Raw genomic sequence first — 24,064 nt, forward strand, 5'->3', positions numbered from 1 at the left:
GGCGATCGCTAGAAATCATCCTTGACACGAGCGGCCCTTGAGAAAACCATACCCAAATAAATTTAAAACGGTGGCAATTCTTTAAGAATTGTGAACCGAATATGATTGATCGCCAAATCCCCAATCGGGATATCTTCTTTGGTTAACCTGGCACCTTGACTGGTTACAGTTTCAAAGGTGATACCTTTACCAATTTCAATGTGATACCAGGACAAACCCATAAAAAAGCGCGTGGGATACGGGCCGCCATGACCGACATCATCGGGATTTGATTCCATTGGCAACCAACCAAAATTCGGTACGTAGAACTCCAGCCAAACGTGATTAAAATCAGGTTGTAGGGGTACGCCTTGGTGTTCGCCATTGGGCGGACATTTATACCTGCCAACTGTACGACAGGGGATGCCATTCAAACGACATAGGGCTAGTAAGACGCCGACATATTCGCCACAGGAACCAACACCGCGTTCTAAAACTATATCTGGCGTATCAATGTAAGGCTTAATACCGTAAGATAGCTCATCGTATACATAATTACGGATGTTGTACATTTTCCGCAACAGATTGGTTTCAGAACCAATAGCATCTCTGGCGGCACGGCGGACAATGGTAGTATCCATTGCTAAGTCGTCGTCGTCCACTAGATAGCGACTTTGCAATTCTGGTGAAAGTTCGGGTATATCTTCCACATCTTTGGGTGTGATGCGATACTTAATATTGCGAACTTCTAAAAGAGCTTTCCAACCAAATATATGGCGTTCGCCTGGGGTGAGGGCTTCAAATTTAAATACTGCTACGCGTTGACCATCTATCACTTCTTCGGTAAAGGGTAGACCAATGGGTTCAACGTGTTTCACCTTTTGACGCTCGGTTTCTGATGGTAGGGCGATGCGCCATTCTACGTCGGGTAAATAAACCTCGTCTAAGGGTGCAATTTCTTCAGCATAGGACATTTCTATGAGATAGCCATTAGAGAGGGCGTAGCGTTTATCGGGTTCGTAGTGATAATACAGGGGATGAATAAAAGTGCGATCGCGGTAAGTTAGCTCGTGATTCGGGTCAGCATTTGGATTGTCCCGGATATAAGGCTCCTCAGAGGCGTAGGCGACATACAAACTTTCTTTGCCTGTATCGCCATCTTTATGTATTGCTATGCCTGTAGGCGATTCAAAGGGCGTCAGCACGCTAAATTGAACTTCTCCAGTTGCCCTGTCCATCGCATAAACTGTTTGTTCCGTGCGATCGCAAATCCACAACATTTCCTCACTGACTGCCAAATTTTCTACCCCAACTCCAGGGGCATAAAATCTGGTAATTTCTTTTCGGCTTTCGCGATCGAAAATCAGAATGTAGCCTAATCTTTGACAGCTGACATATACTGTTGTTTCCCAAACAGCAACGCCGTCAGCTGGATAAGGCAAAGTAACGAAATGCTCTAGACCCAAAGCATTCAGCTTGCATAAATAAACGCTATGGTCGCGGCTCACCCACAGTGTATCCTCCCATATCGCTAAACCAGTGACATCGGTAAATTCCTTAACTTGATGCGGATTGAGAATTTTGCTGTTGTCAGAGGCAGGATCGATCTCCAGTAGATGCCCCTTAAGACTGTCAATGGCAATCAGCCTATCCTTAATGAAAGCAATACCGCACAGGATAGCAGCAGTAAGCGGTCGAATTGTTTTTTGCCCTAACATCTGGCTAGCAGTCAAAGTGGGGAGTACAAAACTCATATTAAATATTTATTAAATGGTTTAGCACGTTTCAGCAATTCCAAATTTGTTTGGAAAAGTTTGCTACAAAGCCAAACCCGGCTGGCAACTTGACCCAAATTTAAAATCCAGAAATGCGATCGTCCCATGCATCCTGGCTAAAAACTGGATGCAAGTTCAAGCAACAGCAGCCTAAAATTTATTGTGGCATATCCTTTGTAGCCAAACTTCAGGCTTCTATTACTTACAATTATCAGTACAATGTGTTTCAAAAAACTCTTTCGTAAGAAATAACACATTTATGTCACATATATGTCAACGGAAGAGAAATTTGTAAATCAAAAGCATTGCCTCTACACTCATAAGATTTAGTATTGCTTTAATGTAACTTTAGGAGATGGTTTTCCAGTCATCATTAAATTATGATTATGATCGAATTTTGTAACCATTTCCTGTGACTTACACGATGTCTGCTAATTCTCTGCCTGAAGGTGCCGCCGTTTGGCATAGTTTAGAAGTTGATAAAGCGCTAGACCTGCTTGATAGTAACGCAGACAGTGGCTTAACACCCGACGATGTTCAACAAAGGTTGCAAAAATACGGGGCCAACGAGCTTGAAGAACAAGCCGGCCGCAGTGCTTGGGAAATTTTGCTAGATCAGTTCAAGAACATTATGTTGTTGATGCTGATTGGCGTAGCTCTGATTTCTGGGGTTTTAGACCTTATAGCTTTGCAATCTGGGACAAAATCCGGTGAAGTCCCATTTAAAGATACCATCGCTATTCTGGCAATTGTTATCCTCAATGGCATACTCGGCTACGTTCAAGAAAGCCGTGCGGAAAAAGCCCTAGCAGCCTTGAAAAAACTCACCTCTCCCTTAGTACGAGTCATGCGCGACGGTAGATTGGTGGAGGTAGCAGCGAAGGAACTAGTCCCAGGAGATGTGATGCTGCTGGAAGCTGGGATGCAGATAGCCGCAGATGGACGGTTGATCGAACAGTCGAATTTACAAGTGCGAGAGTCGGCACTGACTGGTGAAGCTGAAGCTGTCAATAAACAAGCAACAATAAATTTACCAGAAGAAACAGATTTAGGCGATCGCATTAATTTGGTATTCCAAGGAACTGAGGTTGTCCAAGGACGGGCAAAGGTTCTGGTAACTAACACTGCAATGACAACGGAACTAGGCAAAATTGCTGCCATGTTGCAGTCGGTGGAAAGCGAACCTACGCCTTTACAACAACGGATGACTCAACTGGGTAATGTCCTGGTTACAGGTTCTTTGATTCTCGTCGCAATTGTTGTGATTGGCGGTGTCATCCAAGCCAGAGGTTTTAGCAATATCCAAGAGCTTTTGGAAGTGTCCTTGAGTATGGCAGTTGCCGTCGTTCCAGAAGGTCTGCCTGCTGTAATTACCGTCACTTTGGCCTTGGGAACTCAGCGAATGGTACGCCAGAATGCTTTGATCCGCAAACTGCCAGCAGTGGAAACATTAGGTTCTGTAACCACTATCTGTTCTGATAAAACTGGCACGCTGACTCAAAACAAAATGGTGGTGCAATCGCTGTTTACTAATAACAAAACTTTTGGCGTCACTGGAGAAGGTTATGCTCCTACAGGAGATTTTCTCTTAGACGCTCGAAAAATTTCTTTAGAGGAATCGCCAGAAATCTCAGCTTTGTCAGTAGCCTGTGCTGTTTGTAATGATTCAGTATTGCAAAAAGAAAAAGGCGAATGGGCGATTTTGGGAGATCCCACAGAAGGGGCATTAGTCACCCTAGCAGGGAAAGCAGGAATCGAAAAAGAACAATGGAATAGTAAGTTACCCCGCGTTGGAGAGTTTCCTTTCTCCTCCGAACGCAAGCGGATGAGCGTAATTTCTCAGGTGCAGGAAGTCGCCACGGGTGAAGGGTCTTTGAATGCCGTTGACCCAGCCATCGCCAACTTCTTACAATCTGAATCTTACTTAATGTTTACCAAAGGTTCGCCAGAGTTAATCTTAGGACGTTCCACTCAGATTTATTTAGGCGATCGCTCAACACCTTTGAATGAAGAACAACGTCAGAAAATTCTGGCAGAAAACGACAATATGGCAAGTAAAGGTTTGCGGGTGCTAGGTTTTGCCTACAAACCCCTCGCCGAGATTCCACCAGAAGGTTCAGACGAAACATCCGAACAAGATTTAGTTTGGCTGGGATTAGTGGGAATGCTGGATGCGCCACGTCCAGAGGTGAGGGCAGCCGTGCAAGAGTGCCGAGAAGCAGGAATTCGCCCTGTCATGATTACTGGCGACCACCAATTAACAGCACGAGCCATCGCCACGGATTTGGGAATTGCCAAAGAAGATGACCGATTGCTCACAGGTCAAGAGTTGCAACGGATGAGCGACCAAGAACTAGAGCAAAACGTTGATTTGGTCAGCATCTATGCCAGGGTTGCCCCAGAACACAAACTGCGAATTGTCCAAGCACTGCAACGCCGAGGCAGATTTGTGGCCATGACTGGTGATGGCGTCAACGATGCCCCAGCCCTCAAACAAGCTGATATCGGTATTGCAATGGGCATTACTGGTACAGATGTAAGTAAAGAAGCCAGCGATATGGTGTTACTTGATGACAACTTCGCCACTATTGTCACCGCTACCAAGGAAGGTAGAGTGGTTTACACCAATATTCGCCGCTTTATTAAATACATCCTGGGCAGTAACATCGGCGAAGTTCTGACAATTGCCGCCGCCCCCTTAATCGGTTTGGGAGGCGTTCCCCTGACCCCCTTGCAAATTCTGTGGATGAACTTGGTAACAGATGGTTTGCCAGCCTTAGCATTAGCTGTGGAACCGCCAGAACCAGATGTGATGAAACGTCCGCCCTTTAGTCCCCGCGAAAGCATTTTTGCCAGAGGATTGGGTTCTTACATGATTCGCATTGGTATAATATTTGCCATTATCACCATTGCCTTGATGTGGTGGGCTTATCAACATTCCAACGCTGTTTACAGTGAGGAGTTAAGTAAAGAACGTTGGAAGACGATGGTATTTACTACCTTGTGTATCGCCCAGATGGGTCATGCGATCGCCATTCGCTCCAACAATCGGCTTACCATCGAAATGAATCCTTTTTCTAATATATTTGTACTAGGGGCTGTAGTCGTAACCACGATTTTACAGTTAATGCTAGTTTACGTCCCACCCCTGCGAGACTTCTTTGGCACTCACTACTTAAATCTGCAAGAATTGGGAGTTTGTATTGGCTTCAGTGCTTTAATGTTTGTCTGGATTGAATTGGAGAAGATATTCTTACGTGTTATGGGCAAGAAGGCTGTGTAATGGGCACTGGGCATTGGGGATTGGGCATTGGGCATTGTTTCTCGTGTCCCGACTCCCGACTCCCGACTCCCTATTTCCCATGCGCCATGCCCTATGCGCCATGCCCCATGCCCTACTATGTACCTGAAAACTCTACACCTGAGACAATTTCGGAATTATCAAGACCAGAAGGTTGAGTTTAGTGCTGCCAAAACAATTTTGGTAGGTAATAATGCTCAGGGAAAGTCGAATTTGTTGGAGGCGGTGGAGTTATTGGCGACATTGCGATCGCACCGCATGGCACGCGATCGCGATTTAGTTAAAGAAGGGGAAACCATAGCCCAAATTAATGCTCATCTTGAGCGGCAAACAGGCAGCAGCGATCTGACTTTAACTCTGCGCCGCAATGGTAGGCGTAGTGTTGCTCTCAATGGCGAATCTGTACGCCGTCAAATGGATTTTCTCGGCGTTATCAATGCAGTCCAATTTTCCAGCCTGGATTTAGAACTAGTGCGCGGCGGTCCGGAAGGTCGCCGCAATTGGTTAGATACACTTTTGATTCAACTCGAACCAGTTTATGCTTACATTTTGCAGCAGTATAACCATGTTTTACGCCAGCGCAATGCTTTTTTGAAAAACAATGAGACGTTGCATACAACGTCTCTACATTCAGAACTGGCTTTATGGGATGCACAGTTAGCTACCGCAGGCACGCGGGTAATTAGACGGCGCGATCGCGCCATACAGCGATTAGCTTGCATCGCTACTGCTTGGCACGCTAGCATTAGCGGCAGTACAGAAATTTTAGAAATCAAGTACGCACCTAATATTCCTTTAGAAGACAACCAACCAGAACAAGTCCAGCAAGCTTTTTTAGCAAAAATTCAACAGCGAACCCTAGCTGAACTGCACCAAGGCACTACCCTTGTAGGCCCCCATCGCGACGAAGTAGAATTAACCATTAACCAGACACCAGCTCGTCAATACGGTTCTCAAGGTCAACAAAGAACGCTCGTTCTAGCCTTAAAATTAGCAGAACTACAATTAATTGAAGAAGTTGTCAAAGAACCACCATTGCTATTACTTGATGATGTTCTAGCCGAACTAGATTTATCCCGTCAAAATCAATTACTTGATGCTATTCAAGACCGCTTTCAAACATTGATTACTACTACTCATTTAGGTTCTTTTGATTCACAATGGTTGAAATCTTCACAAATTCTTTTTGTGAAGGCAGGAGAATTAACAATTTAAAATTAAAAACATTTACACAAAGGATCTGTTATTTTTATATATTATCCGCTGTTTCTTCATCAACGGGTTTAACTATTACATTTGCATATCTTTGAAGAATATAAGCAGCTTGAAATAAATCTAAAATTACACCTTTAAGCTGATTTATATTAATTTGTAAGCCTTCTATATTAGAACCACGAAAATCAGCGTCTTTAAATTTAGCATCAGCAAGAATAACATTATTCATTTGGCAATTTATAAATTTTACACTTGTTAGAGAAGCTTCTACAAATGTAGAATCTTTCAGTATAGAATTTTCAAAAATTACACGTTCAAACTTACTAAAATTAAACTGTGCAAACTGGCCTTGACAGCCTTTAAAAATAACATTTTTCAATCTGGACTTGATTATTTTAAATCCTAGCAATCTACAGTTAATAAACTCGACTTTATTAAGCGAAGCCTCTTCCCATTCAGTATTAGCAAAATCACTTTTAGTAATTCTCACATCTTGTAGAGAAAGCTTTTTAAAGTAGGTATTTATAGTTTTAACGTTATCAAAGTAAGCACACTGAAAATCTACTCCTCTAGTTCCTTCAAGCTGACAATTTGATAAATATACATTTTTATAGCTCTCTAATTCATATAATTGGTTATCTGGTATTCCCCGATTAAGAATTTCAGATGAAGGTAGATTAGGAGGCTCAATGGCTCTATTTTTGCTAGGCATATTTTTAATTCAAAATACTATCTAACTAATCGCAAATCGTGTTAATCGCGTTTCTCCAACCTTTTAAAAAGCTTGAGAATTAAGAAAGTGAGGATAGCACCGATTAATCCTAACTGCCATAAACCACAGCCAGCAGCGATTCCTAAACCAGCCGAAACCCAGATAGCTGCTGCCGATGTCAGTCCTTTGATTTCAAGTTGCTCTGATGGCTGGGAAGATTGCCGCACAATTTCTCCAGCACCGAGAAATCCTACGCCAGTTGCAATTCCCTGAATCACACGGCTGAGTGCATCGGGACTAGCCTGTAGCTGACCTGTTTGCAGAGGTATGATGGCAAATAAGGCTGAACCCAAAGTTACCAGCATGTGAGTTCTTAAACCAGCGGGTTTGCGCCTAATTTGGCGTTCCCAGCCGATAATTCCTCCAATCAGCAATGCGATGCATAGCCGGAAGCTGATATTTAACCAATCATTAGTTGCAAGATAGTAAGTGTTTGGCAAGGTTAGTTCTGGTATGGATAAATATATTTACTACGTTAATTGGTAATATATCTTTTAAGAAACATGGGGAGTAGGGAGTGAGGAAAAGAAATAGTTTCTTTCATTTGTAGCGAGTAGTGCGCCTTCCGTCGGCTGCTTTTGAGAAGAATGCACATTTTCAGAATCCGATCGCGTTGAGATTCAAGCGTTATACGATTTTAGACTGTTGTGAGGATTATTTCTCAATAAAATATTATTTTGACCAATAAATATAGGTTTGCATTCTTAAATAAGGAATGGCTGTGGCTACTTTATAGATAACTGACAACTAACAAATTGAGTGGAAAAACTCTACTGGCTAGACCAAATTAAACTACAAGACCGCGCCAAAGTAGGTGACAAAGCGTTTCACTTAAGCAGAATTATCCAACGTGGCTATCCGGTGGTGCCTGGCTTTGTGGTTTCGGCAGAAGCTTTGCGGCAATTTCTAGAAAATCTCAACAGTTCAGAATCATTAGTTGCTGATTTACCTTATTCTTCATTACACCTAGACGTGAGTAATTGGCGTCAGCTTCAGCAGGTAGCTGGCCGTTTGCGCGAAGAAATTCTCACTGCAACTGTACCACAGGATTGGGTAAGTAAAATTTTTACAGCAGCTAGACAATGGCAAACTAGCTGTTTGATTTTTCGACCTAGTTTGTCAGTAGCCGATAGTACTCAAACTATGGAAAATATATCTGGGTTAGTGGAGTCAGTATTTTGCCATTGCCAAGAAGACGCGATCGCCACAGCATTAAAACGTACTTGGGGCCAAATATTTCGTGCCAGAAGTTTACTATATTGGCAGCACACAGGAATTAACCTCCAACAAATTAATCTCGGAGTTTTGGTGCAACCTGTGGAAAATGCTATGGCCAGCGGCTTGCTCAAAGCCAACTCCTCTGGATGGGAAATTGAAGCCACTTGGGGATTAGGAATTGCCATCGCTCAAGGCGAAGTATTGCCAGATGTCTACTACATTCAAAATGAAACTGGGGCTATCCTAGAGCAACAGCTCGGCAATAAAATGCTGGCTTACGATGTTAATGATGGTTCCCCGAAAATTTCCCAACCTCTGGCAGACTCAGTACTAACACCAGAGAAAACTTGTCTGATTACCTACGTGCTTCAGGAAGCCCAACAAAAACAGTACGCTCTACAACCAGAATACTTACAACAAATAATTGCCCTGGCAACTCAATTAGTAACTCAACTAGGTAAAACCTTTACACTGAAATGGACTATCGCTAGCCAAACTACATCTGGCAAGCTCTATTTAACACAAGTTACTAGCCCCCAATCCATAATCCCCGACGTATACTTCATCAGGGGACTGCCAGCCGCAGGCGGACGGACTGTGGCAAATGCTTTAGTGACCATCGATTCTCAGCAAAAACCCGAACAAATCCCAAAAGGAGTAATTTTAGTAGTTCCAACAATTACGCCTGATTGGTTACCATTATTGCAACATGTTTCTGGTATTATCACTGAACGCGGAGGATTAACTAGCCATGCTGCAATTCTAGCCAGAGAATTAGGGATTGCAGCAGTAGTAAATGCGACATCAGCGACAAGCTTAATTCAAACTGGCGAACGGCTTTTGCTTGATGGCGACAGAGGAGAAGTTTATCGGATCGAAACAGAAGCCAGAGATGGAGAGATGGGGAGACTTGTAGTGAGCGAAGCCGTTGGCGCAGCCTCTCGTAGAGAAGTATCGGGAGATGGGGAGATGAGAGAAACTACTCCTATACCCTTACCCCCCCATCACCCCACCACCTCATCACCCCATCTACCTATGATTGCTACCAAACTGCTGGTTAACTTGAGTCAGCCAAGCTTGATAGAGCAAGTAAAAAGCTTGCCTGCCGACGGAGTAGGATTGCTGCGCTCAGAATTGATGGTACTAAATATATTAGATGGGCAACATCCCAATAGTTGGATTTTAGGCGGGCGTCAAACAGAATTGTTAGAGCGTTGGTCTGTTGCGATTATGGAGTTTGCTCGCGCTTTTGCACCAAGACCAGTTTTTTATCGTTCTTTAGATTGGCGATCGCCAGATTTACCATCATTGAGTGATAGTTTACAATCCTCTCCACAATCGATGTTAGGCGAACGCGGCACCTTTAGCTATCTACGAAATTCTGCTGTGTTTGAGTTGGAACTAAAAGCTTTAGCCAACGTACAGCAATCTGGCTACAGCAATATTCATTTGCTGCTACCTTTCGTTCGGACTGTGGAAGAATTCGTGTTTTGCCGTCACAAAGTCGAGCAAGCTCAGTTAACACAGGTGGCAGAATTTGAATTGTGGATGATGGCAGAAGTGCCAAGCGTGCTGTTTTTGTTGCCAGAATATGTCAAAGCAGGCGTAGCGGGAATTTCCATTGGTACAAATGACCTGACCCAACTATTGCTAGGAGTAGATCGCGAACAAGGACAACTAGCAAAAGTATTTAACGAACGTCATCCAGCAGTTATGGGTGCGATCGCTCAATTGATCCAGATGGCTAAAAGTGCTGGTATCCCTTGTTCAATCTGCGGTCAAGCACCAGCACTCTATCCAGAAATTATCGATCGCTTAGTGGAATGGGGGATAACTTCTATTTCCGTGGAACCCGAAGCCATCGAGCGGACATATCAGGCGATCGCACGTGCTGAACAACGCCTCATTTTAGCAGCAGCACGACGCGAATTAAAATAGGAAACATCTTGATGAAAATACTCAAAAGTATTGAGGTATTTTTTTTGTTTTTATGTATTCCAACTTTTCTATTGGGAATTACATACTTTCATGAAGATGTTTTCATCAGATTATTTGGTGAATCTTTGACATCATCTTTAACCAGACCAGTTAGGGAATTCCCCACAATATATTTAATATTTTTATGTTGGAGTTTGCTATCGATTCCCATTGGTTTAGGATTAATAATTATTAAAATTTTAAAAAAATATTGGCTTTCATCAGTAATTTTGTTAATAGCAACAATTATGAACGGTATGTTAGTAATTGACTTTATAACAGCTTGGTATGGATTCAGTCGTGCCTGGTAATAAGTAGCTCAACTTAGTTTGACAGGACTTACGCAAAAGATAACAAAAGTAGCGGTAATACCCTGCGGTAAGACGCTCCGCGTCTACATGAATTACTGCTACGCTTGAATAAGGTTTTCAGTCACATATTGCGTAATACGTTTCTTTGTGAAGCTGCGCCAAATTCTCTCAAACTCTTACCTTGGCGTTCTTGGCGGTTCGTTAAAAAAATTAAACGCATCTTCATACAGAATTGGTATAAGTCCTGTTTGATAATCTTCAACGAACTATAAATTGAACATCTTCGGGAGATGTCAAAATCAAGCAGGTAACTTGCTCGTTACATCGTGGAGGCTAGATTATGTTAATAGTTTTTGGTTTCAATGGTTAAACTTAGCCATTGGTTCCATAAATCAGATTTTTATAGATTCATCTCATTAATATAAATCAATCATTTTCTATCACTAGTCGGCGGATAATTCCTGTTAACCCAAGTTGATTATGCCAATGGCAAATTAACTTTTTAATTCTCATCAAATCTTCATCAACTTGAACTGTAGTTCATTTTTTATGGGAACTTTGAGGGGAACACTAAAATCAATCAGGTTGAGCAAGGTAGTTACCAATGAGCCAAAGATGTCGTCTCTCCAAAACTTGTGCTTGTCATAATATTGTGCGCTGCGAGACTGGGGAAGCAGGTAAGTTCTTTCTTTGGTTCCCCGTTTCACATACCTTGACAAAAGTCACCTCATACTTAAAAAAGTTAAGCATTGAGTATGAACTGATGCACCAGCGACCAGGGCTGAGTTTGAACTGTAAAGCTGGACAAGCTCAAGAAATTGCTCGTAACTTGTCTCAACTCCTTGCACCAAGAGAATTAAGAGAGACGCAAGTTCTTTTCATTCAAGGTGCTATCCAACCTCAGCTGCAAGATTTTAGTGATATCGCCTCATTGCAGCGTTTTATTAAGTTCAGTCAGTCCGAGTGGTTAGTGGAAATGCTGGCAAGCGAACGATTCACCAGCCACTTTCAACCGATTGTCTCGATTCAAGATACATCCCAGATTTATGGATATGAATCCCTGTTACGAGGGATGGATGAAGAAGGCAATTTAGTACCACCGGAATCAATCTTCGAGTTAGCCAGCGAAGCCGGACTGCTGCCACAACTCGACCGAGTTGCTCGCCTCAACACAATCAAAGAGTTCAGTCGGCATCAATTGAGTGGGTGCATTTTCATCAATTTTGCACCAACGGCGCTTTATGACCCTGTTTATTGTCTACGCAGTACAGTAGAAGCAATAGATAAAGCAGGGATTGACCATCGAAGGGTTGTCTTTGAAGTCGTGGAGTCGGACAACCCTCAAGATTTAGCCCACCTGAAAGCTGTGCTTCAATACTACCGCGATAGTGGGTTTTTAGTTGCCCTTGATGACCTTGGTTCGGGTTATTCCAGCCTCAACTTGCTGCATCAATTACGTCCAGATTTTATCAAATTAGATATGCAGTTAATTCGAGATGTGCATCAAGACCTGTATAAAGCCTCGATTACTGAAAAACTTCTAGAAATTACTCAAAAGTTAAATATCCAAACCGTCGCCGAAGGAATTGAGTGCATTGAAGAACTAAACTGGCTGCGAGAACGAGGCGCAACCTTTGGTCAAGGCTATTTAATTGCCAAACCAACTGCCGTGCCGATCGCTACAACCCCTCACTTTGATGCTTTAGCGTTAACTGTAGCATCGACATCTCGTCAGCAAATTGAGCAGCGCGTCCAACATCAGAGCGAGTTCGAGCGAATTGTCGCGGCTGTTACCCAGCGCATTCGCCAATCCTTGGAGTTAGATGAAATATTGCAAACTACGGCAGATGAGGTAAGACAACTGTTTGAAGTAGACCGAGTAGTAATTTATCAGTTTAAGCCAGATTGGAGTGGGTTAGTTGCTGTAGAATCCTTAGCACAAGGGTGCATGTCCATTCTGGGATTTCATGTGATGGACACATGCTTTCAATCCACTGGTGCAATTTACTACCAACAAGGTAATAGTAGAGCAATTGAAAACATTGAAACTGCGGGACTATCGCCGTGTCATGTTGAGCTATTGCGGAGTTTGCAAATTCGGGCAAATCTTGTGGTGCCGATTTTACAGCAAAAGCGTTTGTGGGGACTATTGATTGCTCACCAATGCTCTAGTACTAGATTATGGCAGCAATCAGAGATTAACTTGTTTAATCAGCTAGCAAGTCAAGCTGCGATCGCTATTCAGCAATCAGAACTTTATCACCAATTACAACAAGCAAATCAAGAATTACAGCGCCTTGCCTCTTCCGATGGTCTGACCCAAGTGGCAAATCGTCGCTGCTTTGATGACACCTTCAACGCCGAGTGGCAAAGATTAGCACGAGAGCAAGGCTCACTATCTTTGATTTTGTGTGATGTTGATTACTTTAAACTTTATAACGATACTAATGGGCATTTGGCGGGAGATGATGCACTCAGACACGTTGCCAAGATAATCTCTCAGACAGTTAAACATCCTGCTGATTTAGTTGCTCGGTATGGTGGAGAAGAGTTTGCAGTCATCTTACCTAATACTGATTCCGAAGAGGCCATTGCAGTTGCCAAAGAAATCCAAACTAATATCAGTGGATTACAATTGCCTCATGCGAATTCTCACGTCAGTGAATTTATCACCCTCAGCCTTGGCGTCGCAACAATCACTCCTCATAGTCAATCATCTCCCGCAACCTTAATTGCTGCTGCTGACCAAGGACTCTATCAGGCAAAAGCACAAGGTAGAAATTGTGTAGTCAAGATAGACTGTTGAGGGACTGAGGACTTGGGAGGTGTGGGAGGTGTGGGAGGTGTGGGAGGTGTGGGAGGATGGTGAAGAAATTTTTCCCCCCTCTCTCCCGACACTTCCTTGTCTCCCCTGCCCCCTCTCTCCCCACACTTCCCCATCTCCCAACTCCCTATTTCCTGCTAACAACATCAAAATCGAAAAATTGCTGCTGCTGGTGCGTCATTTGGCATTTTTTCTGGCTCAACAGCAAACACTTGCCCGCCATTTAAAAGCGTATGAATGGCAGCAAAATCTAATAAATCGTAATCTTCCGGTTCTGGTTCTGGGTGTGAATCTACAGCCATTGTTTCTGGATCGAATTTACCCCAAATCTGTTGTCCCACTGGCACAAACAAATTATCAACTCTTTGGTAATAAGCTGCTGCAATAATTTCTTGAAGATTGTTAGAAGCTTTGCCAGTACCTTCACCAGCTATTTGTTGGTAAAGTTCCATTATTTGTTTTTGATTTTCATCAAACAGAGGTTCGACAATCTGCCAAGCTTGGTCTTTTAATTCTTCGGGCTTGGTAAATTGCGGATTGCCTGTAATCGGTTCCTCCACCAAATGATTATAAGTATTTGCTTCCTGATAAATTGGGAAAAGATATTCAACCCCAGCCAAAACTAAAGGTGCTTTTTGCTCGCGTAATTTTTCATGTAATGCTGTATCAACAGCGTAACAAAATTGGAGAATATCTTCCTGATGCTTATCTCTGTCGGGACTTCCTTGCCCGTGAAATGTACCGGGGTGTGAAGAAGCATTAGCAGCTCCCCTTTTAGATGTGCCGATTCGCTGCTGCACCCCTTTTTGAATTTCATCTTCTAAGAGAGTTTCATCTAAACTCTTGGGCATATTTTCGACTTCTATTTGGTTGAGGCTGTAGCGAGTTCCCTCAAAAAACCTGACATCCTTTTGGCTCAGAGCTAGGACGTAGAAGCTACCATCATTATTGAGCAAATGTAGCAGCGGTTTCAAGTGGAAGCGATCGCTCACAACCACTAATTCTGGAAACTCCATTGGCAATTGGTAGTAGCGAAACACTTGTGGCGAAATGAATATTGCTAATCCGCGGTCTTGGTGTTCCCAAAACTCACTCGTATCTAGTTCCATCGCTAGCTGGAGAAGATTTTGCCCTTGGGTATGGTCAATTTTCATCGCATCCAAGCGTTCTTCAGCTTCCCGGATTAAATTTTTGAAGCGAATAGGGTTTTGGCGAATCTCTGGCCCTGCTTTTTGCATAGGCATATACAGAGAAATACTTGGGGTTTGAGAATTTTCTGCTAATGTTTTGAGTTCATCAATAGATAATAGACTCATATTTTTCAACTCCGAATCTAAGTTAATAAAAACTAAACAACCTAGATTCATTTCAATTCCTGATGTGTAAGGCTGCATCTTTCTTTTGATACGGAATTGACTTGAGTGTATACCCTTCTTTAGGTGGAAAAAAATAGTGCTTCTGAGTTGGACGGAATACGCCAAATTATTAGAGAGTTAGAAAAAGTTACAGATATAGTGCTAGCAAATTAAGAAATTTAGGATAATCAAATACGAATTACTAATTTTTTATTACCCAGAAAATTAAACTTTTTACCCCCTTAGTCCCCACTTATAAAGGATACGGTGTACACACAAGTCTTTTAAAGTTGTGCCGCAGGCTTTTGATCCCCCCAACCCACCTTTTTAAGGGGGCAAAAAATTCTCAAACTCCCCCTTTTTAAGGCGGATTTAAGGGGATCTAAGACGATTTTGGCTTAAAGCGTTTTTTTAATTCCCTAATTTTAATTATGAAATTTGCCTATTGCTTATTACTTTTTTATTTTTTATTGTGGATAACCTACACCTACCAATTCAGCTAAGGTTGCGTTTGCGAAACGTCTCTTAAGAAAGAAAAGGCAGGTGTGAGTACTCGATCGTTAAGCGTTGGGAGTGTTGGGATTTACTGGTTGTGTTTTGATAGCATATCCATTTTTTGGTTGCACAATAAAACCCAAAGTTACTCGTTTCATAATCCAGTAAAGTCCCAGAAGTATCACAAAAGTGGTAGCGATAATTACTAATGGCTGTTTACCAAGAATTTCCTCAACGCCTTTGGTTAATACCGCATCAGGTTGAGTCACAAAATCCCAACTATTGAAACGTAAGAAACGCCCCCAATAAATACCAACAGCACACAGAGCATGAGTAATCAATTCCAGCCGCCAAATCCATTGACTCTTACCAATTCGGTGTAAGTAGTAACCCCAATTTATTAACGATATTACATAAGCTTGAAATCCAGCAAAAATTACTAACAAATACACAGGAATTAGTACTAAAGTAATCATCCACACTGATTGGATGGTGCGAATATCGTATATTAGGTGAATTACATCGGTCAACAAATATGGGGCATTGGGTAAGAATGCATAGAAAACTAAGAATCCTAGCCACCAAAGCCAAGTGCGACCACGCTTAATGCGAAATAGCCATACACTCAAAGCTAAAGGTATAAAAGCCAGAAATAAATTCCAAGTCATCCAACTCATATTAATTCGTAAGACCTGTACAATTCTGGCTATCAATTCTTCTTTCATAGGTGCTAACTCAGAAGATGTTTTAATTGCTCTAAATTTACTTTGTAGTGTTAATACGATCGAGAAAGGGGATTGGGGATTGGAAAATAGTACTTTTAATATTATTACCTAGTCTCTAGTCCCCAGTCTTCAATTTATTTTAGTCAATCGGCTGAAGTCACTAGTATAGCCAGAAAATCATGAGGGTAAAATCTACCACAGAAAGGAAGGCTGGCCTGTAAAAGGCTACAGAATAGCTTATGGTAGACTTTTGGAATTGAAATATTACCCCGTCTTGGCTATTATATTGATTTCATTGTGCTGTGTTGGAGTTCCAGAACTACCCTAAAGTTTTGCTCGAAAGGTTTATATGAGGTGGGGAATAGGAAATGGGAAGTGGTGAGTAGCAAAAGCGTTTTTGGTCATAAATTTATGTTTACAACTCCTCACTGTCCCCAAAGTGAAAGTTACAGTAAGATGTGCGAATTAGTTATCTAACGCACCAGTACTCGGCTACGCGGGCCGATCGCTTGTTTCCGTGAAGCAGGTTTTGTACAGCTATCAACAGCATCTTTTGAACAAGCAGTTTGAGCCAAGGTTCCAGGGTTCATAACTACTTGATTAACTGTTGCAGAATTACCGCTACTGAATTCCATGTTAGGTGTAGTAGACAGCGATGGAGAATTGGACTCAGATGTATAAGTTGTAGTTGTCGGCGAAGCGATCGCACTATTACTACCAACTATCGGTGCAACAGTTATTGTGTCACCACTACCAACTATCGGTGCGGCAGTTATTGTGTTGCCACTATCAACTATTGGTGCGGCAGTTATTGTGTTGCCACTATCAACTATTGGTGCGGTAGTTATTGTGTTACCACTATCAACTATCGTCGGAAGAGTGGGTGTGCTACCACCGCTAACTACTGGTGCAGGAGTGGGTGCAGGGGTGGGTGCAGGAGTGGGTGCAGGAGTGGGTGCAGGAGTAGGTGTGCTACTACCACCGCTGGGTGCGGGTGTAGGAGTGATGAGAGTTGCATTTGCAGGTACTTTGATTGTCAATTTCCCGATAGGAGAGTTAGTCATTACCAAAGATTTCACCGTTGGTAAGCCAGGTAGATCGGATTTGAAATCGAAGACTGTGGGGGTTGCACCACCATTGCGATCGCTATATCTGGGCCCATATCCACTCACTTCAAAAGTTCCCTGATATTGGTTTCCGGTTGCTGGGTCGGTAACAATACCAGTGTATAAAGCTTTTGTGAGATTAAATTCATCCTGAACTACTCCTTGAAACTTAGTCCCAGCCACTTGTCCCTGGTATTTAAAAGGTGTTAACTCGCCGCCAGAGAGAACAGGCGAATCTAGAACGCCGTTGAAGGAAATTATGGGAATCCCTTTAAAGTCAACAAAATAATGTAAAGTACCATCTTTACGTGTTTCTACTTTCACATAGTCTGACTTGTATATAGGCACGTAATTAGGATTGTTTTTAGTACCTAAATTCCGCGAGTAAGTCCCCGTGTCGTCTGTGTCAACACGAGTAATGCTTTTATTGAAATTCGGATTGTTGGTAGGAAGTTGAATCGTACCTGATAATGTTCCACTGCTTTGGATTGTGATTTGAGCTAAAGCACTTGTTCCACCTAAAGCAATGATGAGTGCGGCTAAACTACTGCTGGTAAGAACAGCACAACCCAACTGATAGAATTTTGGATTTTCGTCAAAATTTCTCGAAGTGGTATTTGTTGTTGAATTTAATTTCATGAAAAATTTGCTCCTTTAATCACCTATGAAAAAATACGCATGAGTTTTTCCTTGCTTCTATTCGGGAATAAAAGCATCTAACTACTGATTTTTTCAGTAATAAAAAAGCGTATTTGATTACATTTACATCAGTACAAAATTAAAACCGGAAAGTTGCTCTTAATGCTCCAACTACTAAAGCATCGTTAGCAGCATTATGATCGGGATTGAAAATAACGAATAAGCCTGGAGTTAGGGCAATATTGTCACTCAGTTGGGCGCGGTAAAAAAGTTCTACATGAATCGATGTGTCAGCGCGTCCTCCTGGTGTCCCTCCATCAGAAAAGTTGGGAAGGTTAAATCCCTCTGGTAAAGTACTAGAAGTAATTTTTGGTGGTTGTCCCACAAGAACGCCCCCTAAATTCCCCCGACGTAGCAAATTGGGAAAAGCTGCGAACACCATCCAGTTGGTAGTTTCTACACTTCCAGAAAGATTGGATGGTTTCGAGGAAGTGAAGCCACCCCAACCACCTACCTGTAAGTTAGGGTTAATTCGCCAAGCAACGGTGGCGCCAACTGCGTGGGTATTGAAAGCTGTAGCATCAGCAAAAGGGGAAATCAGTTGAGAATCGCCGATACCAGTTCCCAGTAAGCCATCTGGAGAGTGTGAATAAAGATAATGTATGCCGATATCAATATTATTAGTAGGTGCTAAAGTTAACTGAGCGCCAGTAGTAAATCTACCACCAAATAATCCCCCCTGGTTGATATCGCCAGGAAAACTGGGAATTTCTGCACTATAGACACCTTGCAAACTAATGCGATCGCTAATTTGCCAGTCAAAACCTATACCGCCAGTACCGTTACCAATGCCTAAAATCGGGTTACGCTGACCGAATAAAGAAATTGCACCGTCACTAGAACCTTCTAATGGGCTAATACCGCGAAAGGTGTTGATGGGGTTGACTCCCGCGGTACCGACGACAATTCCCAAGTTATCTGAGGCTAAAAATCTATAAGATAAATCACTAATAACTACATTGTTGTCTGTATTGGACTCGAAACCCAACCGCCCCATATTGGTAGATAGCAACGATGCATTAGAACTCAAATTTCCCGCAGACAGTCCTGTTAACAGCAAATCTCGCCCGTTAAATGAAGTTGCTAAGGTTAGTTGGGCGCTACTTGTGAAAGTCAGATTAGTTTTTCCCTGGCGTTCGGGTATTCCATCTCTGGGAAACAAATCTGCATTGGTGGTATTGCTTCCCTGAACGCTAAAAACGGCTTGACCAAATAATCTGGTAGTTGTGGAAAACTGATTAGCTTGTAATTCACTAGTCCGGTTTTCTAGAACTTCGACACGCTGCTGTAATTGTTGCAACTCTGCTTTGAATTCACCTTGTAACCTTTGCAGCAGGATTAAATCTTCATCATTAACAGTGTTAAGTTTATTGTTAGCTATCGCTTCGTTAATCTTCTCTAAACAAGCATTCAAACCAGCCGCAAATTCATAACGAGTAATACTACGATTTCCCAAATAAGTACCGTCAGCATATCCCGCAATGCAGCCATACCGTTCTACCAAAGACTGCAAAGCACCAAAAGCCCAATCAGAAGGTTGCACATCCTCAAGCTGTGACACCGAGTTAACTTGAGACATTGGGTCGTTTGAGTCTGGGGCTTCGGAATCGTTTTTGTCAAGTTCTTTGGTTAGAGGTTGGGTATTTTTTGATTTAGGCGAGTTAGAAGAACTTATAAATTGAATTTTTTCTCTACTTTTTTTCAGTATATTTTCGTACTTAGCTTTGGCGATTGAAGTACTTATATCTGGTTGTACAAATTCAGGCGGTGTAATTTCAGCAGGCGTGACTACTTGAGAGAAATCTTCTTTTGTTGACTCCTGCACCTGATTATCTGGCTCGATTACAGCCTGTTCTGGTAAATTGAGCGCAGATACTGGCGCTGTTGCTAGCAGACTCGCCATCAGTAGACTCATATCACTCCTGGTATTTCATTTGACTTACACCAACATTTCTTTTGACAGTCAAAGTTAGTGTGTATCAGGAATATTTCTAAAAAAAGAGTGATAAAAGTTACTATAGCTTTTGTGGAAGTGGAGAGTTAGGAGTTAGGAGTTATGAGTTAAGAATTATTCTCCTTGTCCCCCTTGTCCCCCTTGTCCCCTCTGCCTCTTACTCTGCCTGTTTACAATACTTATTCATGTCATTGACTAACTTATCTGACTGCTTACCAATAGTTTCAGCAGCTGTCAGCGATGAATCAATTTCGGTTCTGGCTTTTTGAATTCTATCCCTACCAGCAGCCGAGGCTTCTGCTATTTTAGTCGAACCTAGCGCCCTACCTGCTTTGGCGATCGCTTGACTGAGATTTTGGAAAATCTTCACAAACCCGCTTTGATATTCCTTCAGCTTGGGGTCTGCTAAATTCAATTCCTGAATTGATTTAGTAATAAACTGCAAATCTTTAGACAGCTGGATGCTGGTTATAACTTGCGTTCCTTTATTTTTATCAATCAATGACGTTCCTTCATTGACAAGTTTAATCAATCGCTGGCACTGGGAGACTTTAGTTTCGCCACAACTAGTAATGAACAAAGCAATGCTCAGACTGGCGGGAGCAAGAACAGTATATTTACGTAAAATAGACATTAACACCCCAAGAGTAATAAAACCGAGAATATAGTATCCAAATATTACGAGTAAAGATAATAACTCAAGTAGAGGGTATGGGGCAAAAGCTTAACAAATTAGTTAATCTAGTTATCTTGGAACTTTATGAACTCGAATCTTGTACCAGTTGTAAAAATCGCTATGGGTTAGAGACTTCCAAATAAAAAACATCAAGTTTTTCTAGTGGAGTGGAAATCTTGTTTGCTTCAAGCCTTGGGCGGGCGAGACGCCCACCCCACAAGATTGGATAATATAATATATTTGTTGGTAATTAGGACTTACGCAAAAACTCTCTCTTACTCTTATTTGTTTGTGTTATTCTCTGACGAGACGCTGCGCAAATGCGTGCTTTGCGGTTTGTTTTTTCATGATTTTCCGTAATTCCTGGTAATAACTGAGAATGGTTTTAAATAGCAGATATAAAACCAAATTAACGCATTGTTTTGTCATCACTAATGATGATATCTCAAATAGGTGAACCTCCTACTCTTCGGGCAAATGCAATTATAAATTTGTTAAAGAAAAATTAATTATTGGTATATTTAAAATCAGTATTCATGAACTTAAAGTACCCATGAAAAAAGGCAATTCATAAATTTAGTAGCAATACCGTAACATACAAGCTTACTGTGCTACTTTTTGGATTTTTTAGTTTATCAAACAGAATACATGCGTCAGTCGCCAGAATTCTCCAATTGAATTGGAGTCCGACACTTCGACCGGCTCAGTGCATCGCTGGTGGATAGCGCAGCGTTAGCGAGTCCGCGAGCGTCTGAATAAATGGGTTTAAGACCCCCACCAAATTTCAACAAAGGTGGTCTTCAATCAGCGCAAAGTCAGAGCGGAGGAAACCTCCGCTCTGAACTTTGTAAGAGAGTGGCGGGTCTGAATCCCCCACTGATAGCGAAGCGTTAGCGAGTCCGCGAGCATCTTGCATTCTGATTTCTGAATTCTGACTTCTGAATTCTTCAATTAAAATGTAAGGGACTAACAAAAAAAGGGCTTAAGCCCTTGATGAAACCGACAGAGGTGGGTTTTATTTGTTTAGACGCAGTTTGTAACCGCCTATTTAGCATGAAGTCAACTCCCCTCACCTAAAATCACCAATCTACCGGCAAACCCAACCGATCTAAAGTCCTGCCTTCTTGCAAAAGTGGCTGAATATCGCTGTCTATTTGAATGCGGCCGCCAGATAGCACTAAGGCACGTTGAGTAACTCTACCCAACCAATGCAGGTCGTGAGAGGCAATTAATATCACTTCCACGGGTAACTTGAACAATACTTGTGCCAAATGACGCCGCCATGCTGGATCGAGACCGTTAGTTGGCTCATCCAAAATTAGAATTGTCGGTTCTAGGGCTAAAATTGCCGCGAGGGCGGCGAGGCGTCTTTGTCCGCCGGAGAGTTCGTGTGCAGAGCGATTGGCGTAGGCTTCAAGACCAAAATCTGCTAATAACTGACGCGCTCGATCGGTAGCTTCTGCTGCTGACATACCATAGTTGCGCGGCCCGAAGGTGACATCTTCTAAAATCGTGGGCATAAATAGTTGGTCGTTGGCATCTTGGAAGCTAAAACCGATTTGACGACGTATTTGGGGTAAAGTTTTCGGTTGTACGGGAATGCCATTAATCCTAATTTCCCCAGATTGCGGTTCTTTTAAGCCGATTAAGTTCTCCAGCAAGGTGCTTTTTCCAGAACCGGTGGCACCCATCAACGCCACGCGATCGCCTCTGTTCAAACTAAAAGAAATTCCTTGCAATACTGGTTCTTGGCGAGAATATGCATACACCAGATTCTCAACCTCGACTACAGCAGCGTGGGGTTTATTCGTTGATGGTTGGGGGTTGGAAGTTAAGGATTTCAAAATATACCTATGTAAGAGAATGGGGAGTGGGTAGAGACGCGATCGATCGCGTCTGCGGAGAGGGGGTTAAATTTTGTAGGAAGTTAGAGTAACTGTGGCAGCGATCGCCCAAGCTAATAACAAGGCAAAGCGTTCTTTTGGTCTGAGATTGGAATCGATGGGCAATTGTCCGTTGTAACCGCGAGTTACCATTGCTGCGTAAACTCGTTCTGCTCTTTCTAAACTGCGGAGGTACAAGGCTCCAATCATGGCAGCACTGGCATAGCGCAGCCATGCCGCAGTTCCAGTTAGACCTCGTAATTGAGCGCTGCGTTGCATACGTGTGACTTCTGAGAGCAAAATCTCCATATATTGCCCAGCTAGCAGCAAGTTTTCTTTGATTGGTGCTGGTACGGGTAAGCTTTTGAGGGCAATGCCGAAACTGTGAGGCGGTAAGGTTAACAAAAAACTATTCATGGCAATCAAACAAACCAGGGAACGAACTAGCAAAAAACTAGCTTTTTCCCATCCCAAGGGTAATGCCAGCAATGACAAAAAAATCAATTCTGTACCGAGTAATCCTCCTAATCGGCGAATTGGTACGCGCAACAGCCAAGCCCACAAAAGTGCGATCGCGCCATACACAGCCAGACTATACCAAGCATGATGCTTTAATAAAGCTGCCCCCACCACAATCGCTAGGGACAGTTGCAAACGTAGCGGCAAAGAAAGTTTAAGCATTGTTCGGTTTCACTATCTTGGCAATGCCAAAGGCAACAGCAAAGCAAACCGCAGCCCCCACAAGTCCAGCGATACTAGTGCCAATTGCTCCCAAACCCTCAATTCCATAGTCAGCTAGCGGAGTTGGTACAATTATGCGTACTTTACTGGCTAAGTCGATAAAACCTAAGTTTTCGGCAACTTTTTCTAAACCATCGGGCCATGCTGAAGCAAACAGCGATAATACTCCTGCAATTAAAAAAATGCTGACAATGGGTATCGACCATCCGCGAAATTCGTGCTGTTCTCCTGGTAATAAATCTGGTCTAGCTGTTGCCAAGTAAGTGAGTACGCCACCGGTAATTAGCCCTTCACCAATGCCAATTAAAATATGTACGCCAGTCATGGCTGGTAAAACTATAGCTACAGGTGCAGTTCCAGACAGGGCTAACTCAATGGCTGCTGCTACGGCAGCTACCACTACACTGACGCCAGCCCCAATGCCCGCAGCTAATGGTAAACGCTTTTTAGACCCTCCAAAGAGCCGTTGCAAGGTTTGGGTTAAAATCCAGCCTACCCAAACACCAATTACTGCCATGTTCAAAATATTTGCGCCCAATGCTGTAATTCCACCATCAGCAAACAGCACGGCTTGAATAATTAAAACTGTGGCGATAGACAGCGTTCCTGCCCAAGGACTGCCTAAAACGATCGCTGCTAAAGTTCCCCCCAATAGGTGACCGCTAGTACCTCCTGCTACAGGGAAATTAATCATCTGGGCAGCGAAAATAAAGGCAGTGGTTAGCCCTAGCAAAGGAGCGCGACGCACACCAAAAGCCTCTTGCGATCGCCTTAAGGCTACAAAAAGTGCTGCCACACTCGCTAAACTAGTAGCCCCTGCTACTGGCACAGAAACAAATCCATCGGGAATATGCATAACTTACCCTGTATTTTAGATATTCACTTACTCAAAAGAAGTAATAAAGTAACAGCATATAAATTAATAACAAACAAAATTTTTCTCCTGTTTGCAATGCCCCAATGGGGGATTTTATTGTGTTACTTTCGACAGATTTACAATACTATATATACTCCTTAGTGTAGTTGTTTTTTTGTTTTTATTAATTTTTATAAATTTT

16 protein-coding genes are annotated in these 24,064 nt (G+C 42.5%); 5 read left to right on the forward strand and 11 right to left on the reverse strand.

Annotation, left to right across the window (positions count from 1 at the left end):
• Nucleotides 1-62: 62 nt before the first annotated feature.
• A complete protein-coding gene (locus tag NSTC745_RS01580) occupies nucleotides 63-1,733 on the reverse strand; it encodes a transglutaminase domain-containing protein (protein ID WP_445635587.1) in 1,671 nt (556 codons plus the stop codon).
• 46 nt (nucleotides 1,734-1,779) lie between these two features.
• Between NSTC745_RS01580 and NSTC745_RS01585 the strand changes: the two genes are divergently transcribed.
• The 3 genes from NSTC745_RS01585 (at nucleotide 1,780) to recF (ending at nucleotide 6,270) form a co-directional block, all read left to right on the forward strand.
• Nucleotides 1,780-1,908, forward strand: coding sequence for a hypothetical protein (locus NSTC745_RS01585; RefSeq protein WP_445635588.1), 129 nt, complete (start codon nucleotides 1,780-1,782; stop codon nucleotides 1,906-1,908).
• Nucleotides 1,909-2,178: 270 nt separating this feature from the next.
• The gene (locus NSTC745_RS01590) at nucleotides 2,179-5,037 is read left to right on the forward strand and encodes a cation-translocating P-type ATPase (RefSeq protein ID WP_445635589.1); all 2,859 of its coding nucleotides are present in this window, start codon (nucleotides 2,179-2,181) and stop codon (nucleotides 5,035-5,037) included.
• A 117-nt stretch (nucleotides 5,038-5,154) separates the two neighbouring features.
• A complete protein-coding gene (gene recF, locus NSTC745_RS01595) occupies nucleotides 5,155-6,270 on the forward strand; it encodes a DNA replication/repair protein RecF (RefSeq protein ID WP_445638506.1) in 1,116 nt (371 codons plus the stop codon).
• Nucleotides 6,271-6,304: 34 nt separating this feature from the next.
• On the opposite strand, the gene NSTC745_RS01600 is transcribed toward recF, so the two are convergent.
• Together NSTC745_RS01600 and NSTC745_RS01605 are read right to left on the reverse strand one after the other, a co-directional pair.
• Nucleotides 6,305-6,982 (reverse strand): pentapeptide repeat-containing protein, encoded by a 678-nt coding sequence (locus NSTC745_RS01600; protein WP_445635590.1) that lies wholly within the window; start codon nucleotides 6,980-6,982, stop codon nucleotides 6,305-6,307.
• Nucleotides 6,983-7,023: 41 nt separating this feature from the next.
• A complete protein-coding gene (locus tag NSTC745_RS01605; RefSeq protein WP_445635591.1) occupies nucleotides 7,024-7,482 on the reverse strand; it encodes an MgtC/SapB family protein in 459 nt (152 codons plus the stop codon).
• 319 nt (nucleotides 7,483-7,801) lie between these two features.
• On the opposite strand from NSTC745_RS01605, the gene NSTC745_RS01610 reads away from it, so the two are divergent.
• Both NSTC745_RS01610 and NSTC745_RS01615 read left to right on the forward strand, forming a co-directional pair.
• Nucleotides 7,802-10,198 carry a putative PEP-binding protein gene (locus NSTC745_RS01610; protein ID WP_445635592.1) on the forward strand — a complete coding sequence of 799 codons (2,397 nt, stop codon included), beginning with the start codon at nucleotides 7,802-7,804 and terminating at the stop codon, nucleotides 10,196-10,198.
• 954 nt (nucleotides 10,199-11,152) lie between these two features.
• Nucleotides 11,153-13,354, forward strand: a complete 2,202-nt coding sequence (locus NSTC745_RS01615) for an EAL domain-containing protein (protein ID WP_445635593.1) — start codon at nucleotides 11,153-11,155, stop codon at nucleotides 13,352-13,354.
• Nucleotides 13,355-13,518: 164 nt separating this feature from the next.
• On the opposite strand, the gene NSTC745_RS01620 is transcribed toward NSTC745_RS01615, so the two are convergent.
• The 8 genes from NSTC745_RS01620 to NSTC745_RS01655 all read right to left on the reverse strand — a co-directional run bounded on the left by NSTC745_RS01620 (nucleotide 13,519) and on the right by NSTC745_RS01655 (nucleotide 23,862).
• A complete protein-coding gene (locus tag NSTC745_RS01620; RefSeq protein ID WP_445635594.1) occupies nucleotides 13,519-14,688 on the reverse strand; it encodes a baeRF7 domain-containing protein in 1,170 nt (389 codons plus the stop codon).
• A 599-nt stretch (nucleotides 14,689-15,287) separates the two neighbouring features.
• Complete coding sequence (locus NSTC745_RS01625) at nucleotides 15,288-15,947, reverse strand: DUF1361 domain-containing protein (RefSeq protein WP_445635595.1); 660 nt, start codon at nucleotides 15,945-15,947, stop codon at nucleotides 15,288-15,290.
• 473 nt (nucleotides 15,948-16,420) lie between these two features.
• On the reverse strand, nucleotides 16,421-17,692 hold the full coding sequence (locus tag NSTC745_RS01630) for a hypothetical protein (protein WP_445635596.1): 1,272 nt from the start codon (nucleotides 17,690-17,692) through the stop codon (nucleotides 16,421-16,423).
• Nucleotides 17,693-17,831: 139 nt separating this feature from the next.
• Complete coding sequence (locus tag NSTC745_RS01635) at nucleotides 17,832-19,667, reverse strand: iron uptake porin (RefSeq protein ID WP_445635597.1); 1,836 nt, start codon at nucleotides 19,665-19,667, stop codon at nucleotides 17,832-17,834.
• Between the two features lie 196 nt (nucleotides 19,668-19,863).
• Nucleotides 19,864-20,340, reverse strand: coding sequence for a hypothetical protein (locus NSTC745_RS01640; protein WP_445635598.1), 477 nt, complete (start codon nucleotides 20,338-20,340; stop codon nucleotides 19,864-19,866).
• A gap of 1,121 nt (nucleotides 20,341-21,461) precedes the next feature.
• Nucleotides 21,462-22,226, reverse strand: coding sequence for an energy-coupling factor ABC transporter ATP-binding protein (locus NSTC745_RS01645; RefSeq protein ID WP_445635599.1), 765 nt, complete (start codon nucleotides 22,224-22,226; stop codon nucleotides 21,462-21,464).
• A gap of 66 nt (nucleotides 22,227-22,292) precedes the next feature.
• Entirely contained in the window at nucleotides 22,293-22,946 is a 654-nt protein-coding gene (locus NSTC745_RS01650; RefSeq protein ID WP_096536899.1) for an energy-coupling factor transporter transmembrane component T family protein, read from the reverse strand.
• Nucleotides 22,939-23,862: an energy-coupling factor ABC transporter permease gene (locus NSTC745_RS01655; protein WP_445635600.1), complete on the reverse strand. Its 924-nt coding sequence runs from the start codon at nucleotides 23,860-23,862 to the stop codon at nucleotides 22,939-22,941. The genes NSTC745_RS01650 and NSTC745_RS01655 overlap by 8 nt, the downstream gene beginning before the upstream one ends.
• Between the last annotated feature and the right edge of the window lie 202 nt (nucleotides 23,863-24,064).

It is taken from the genome of Nostoc sp. DSM 114161 (assembly GCF_052692665.1).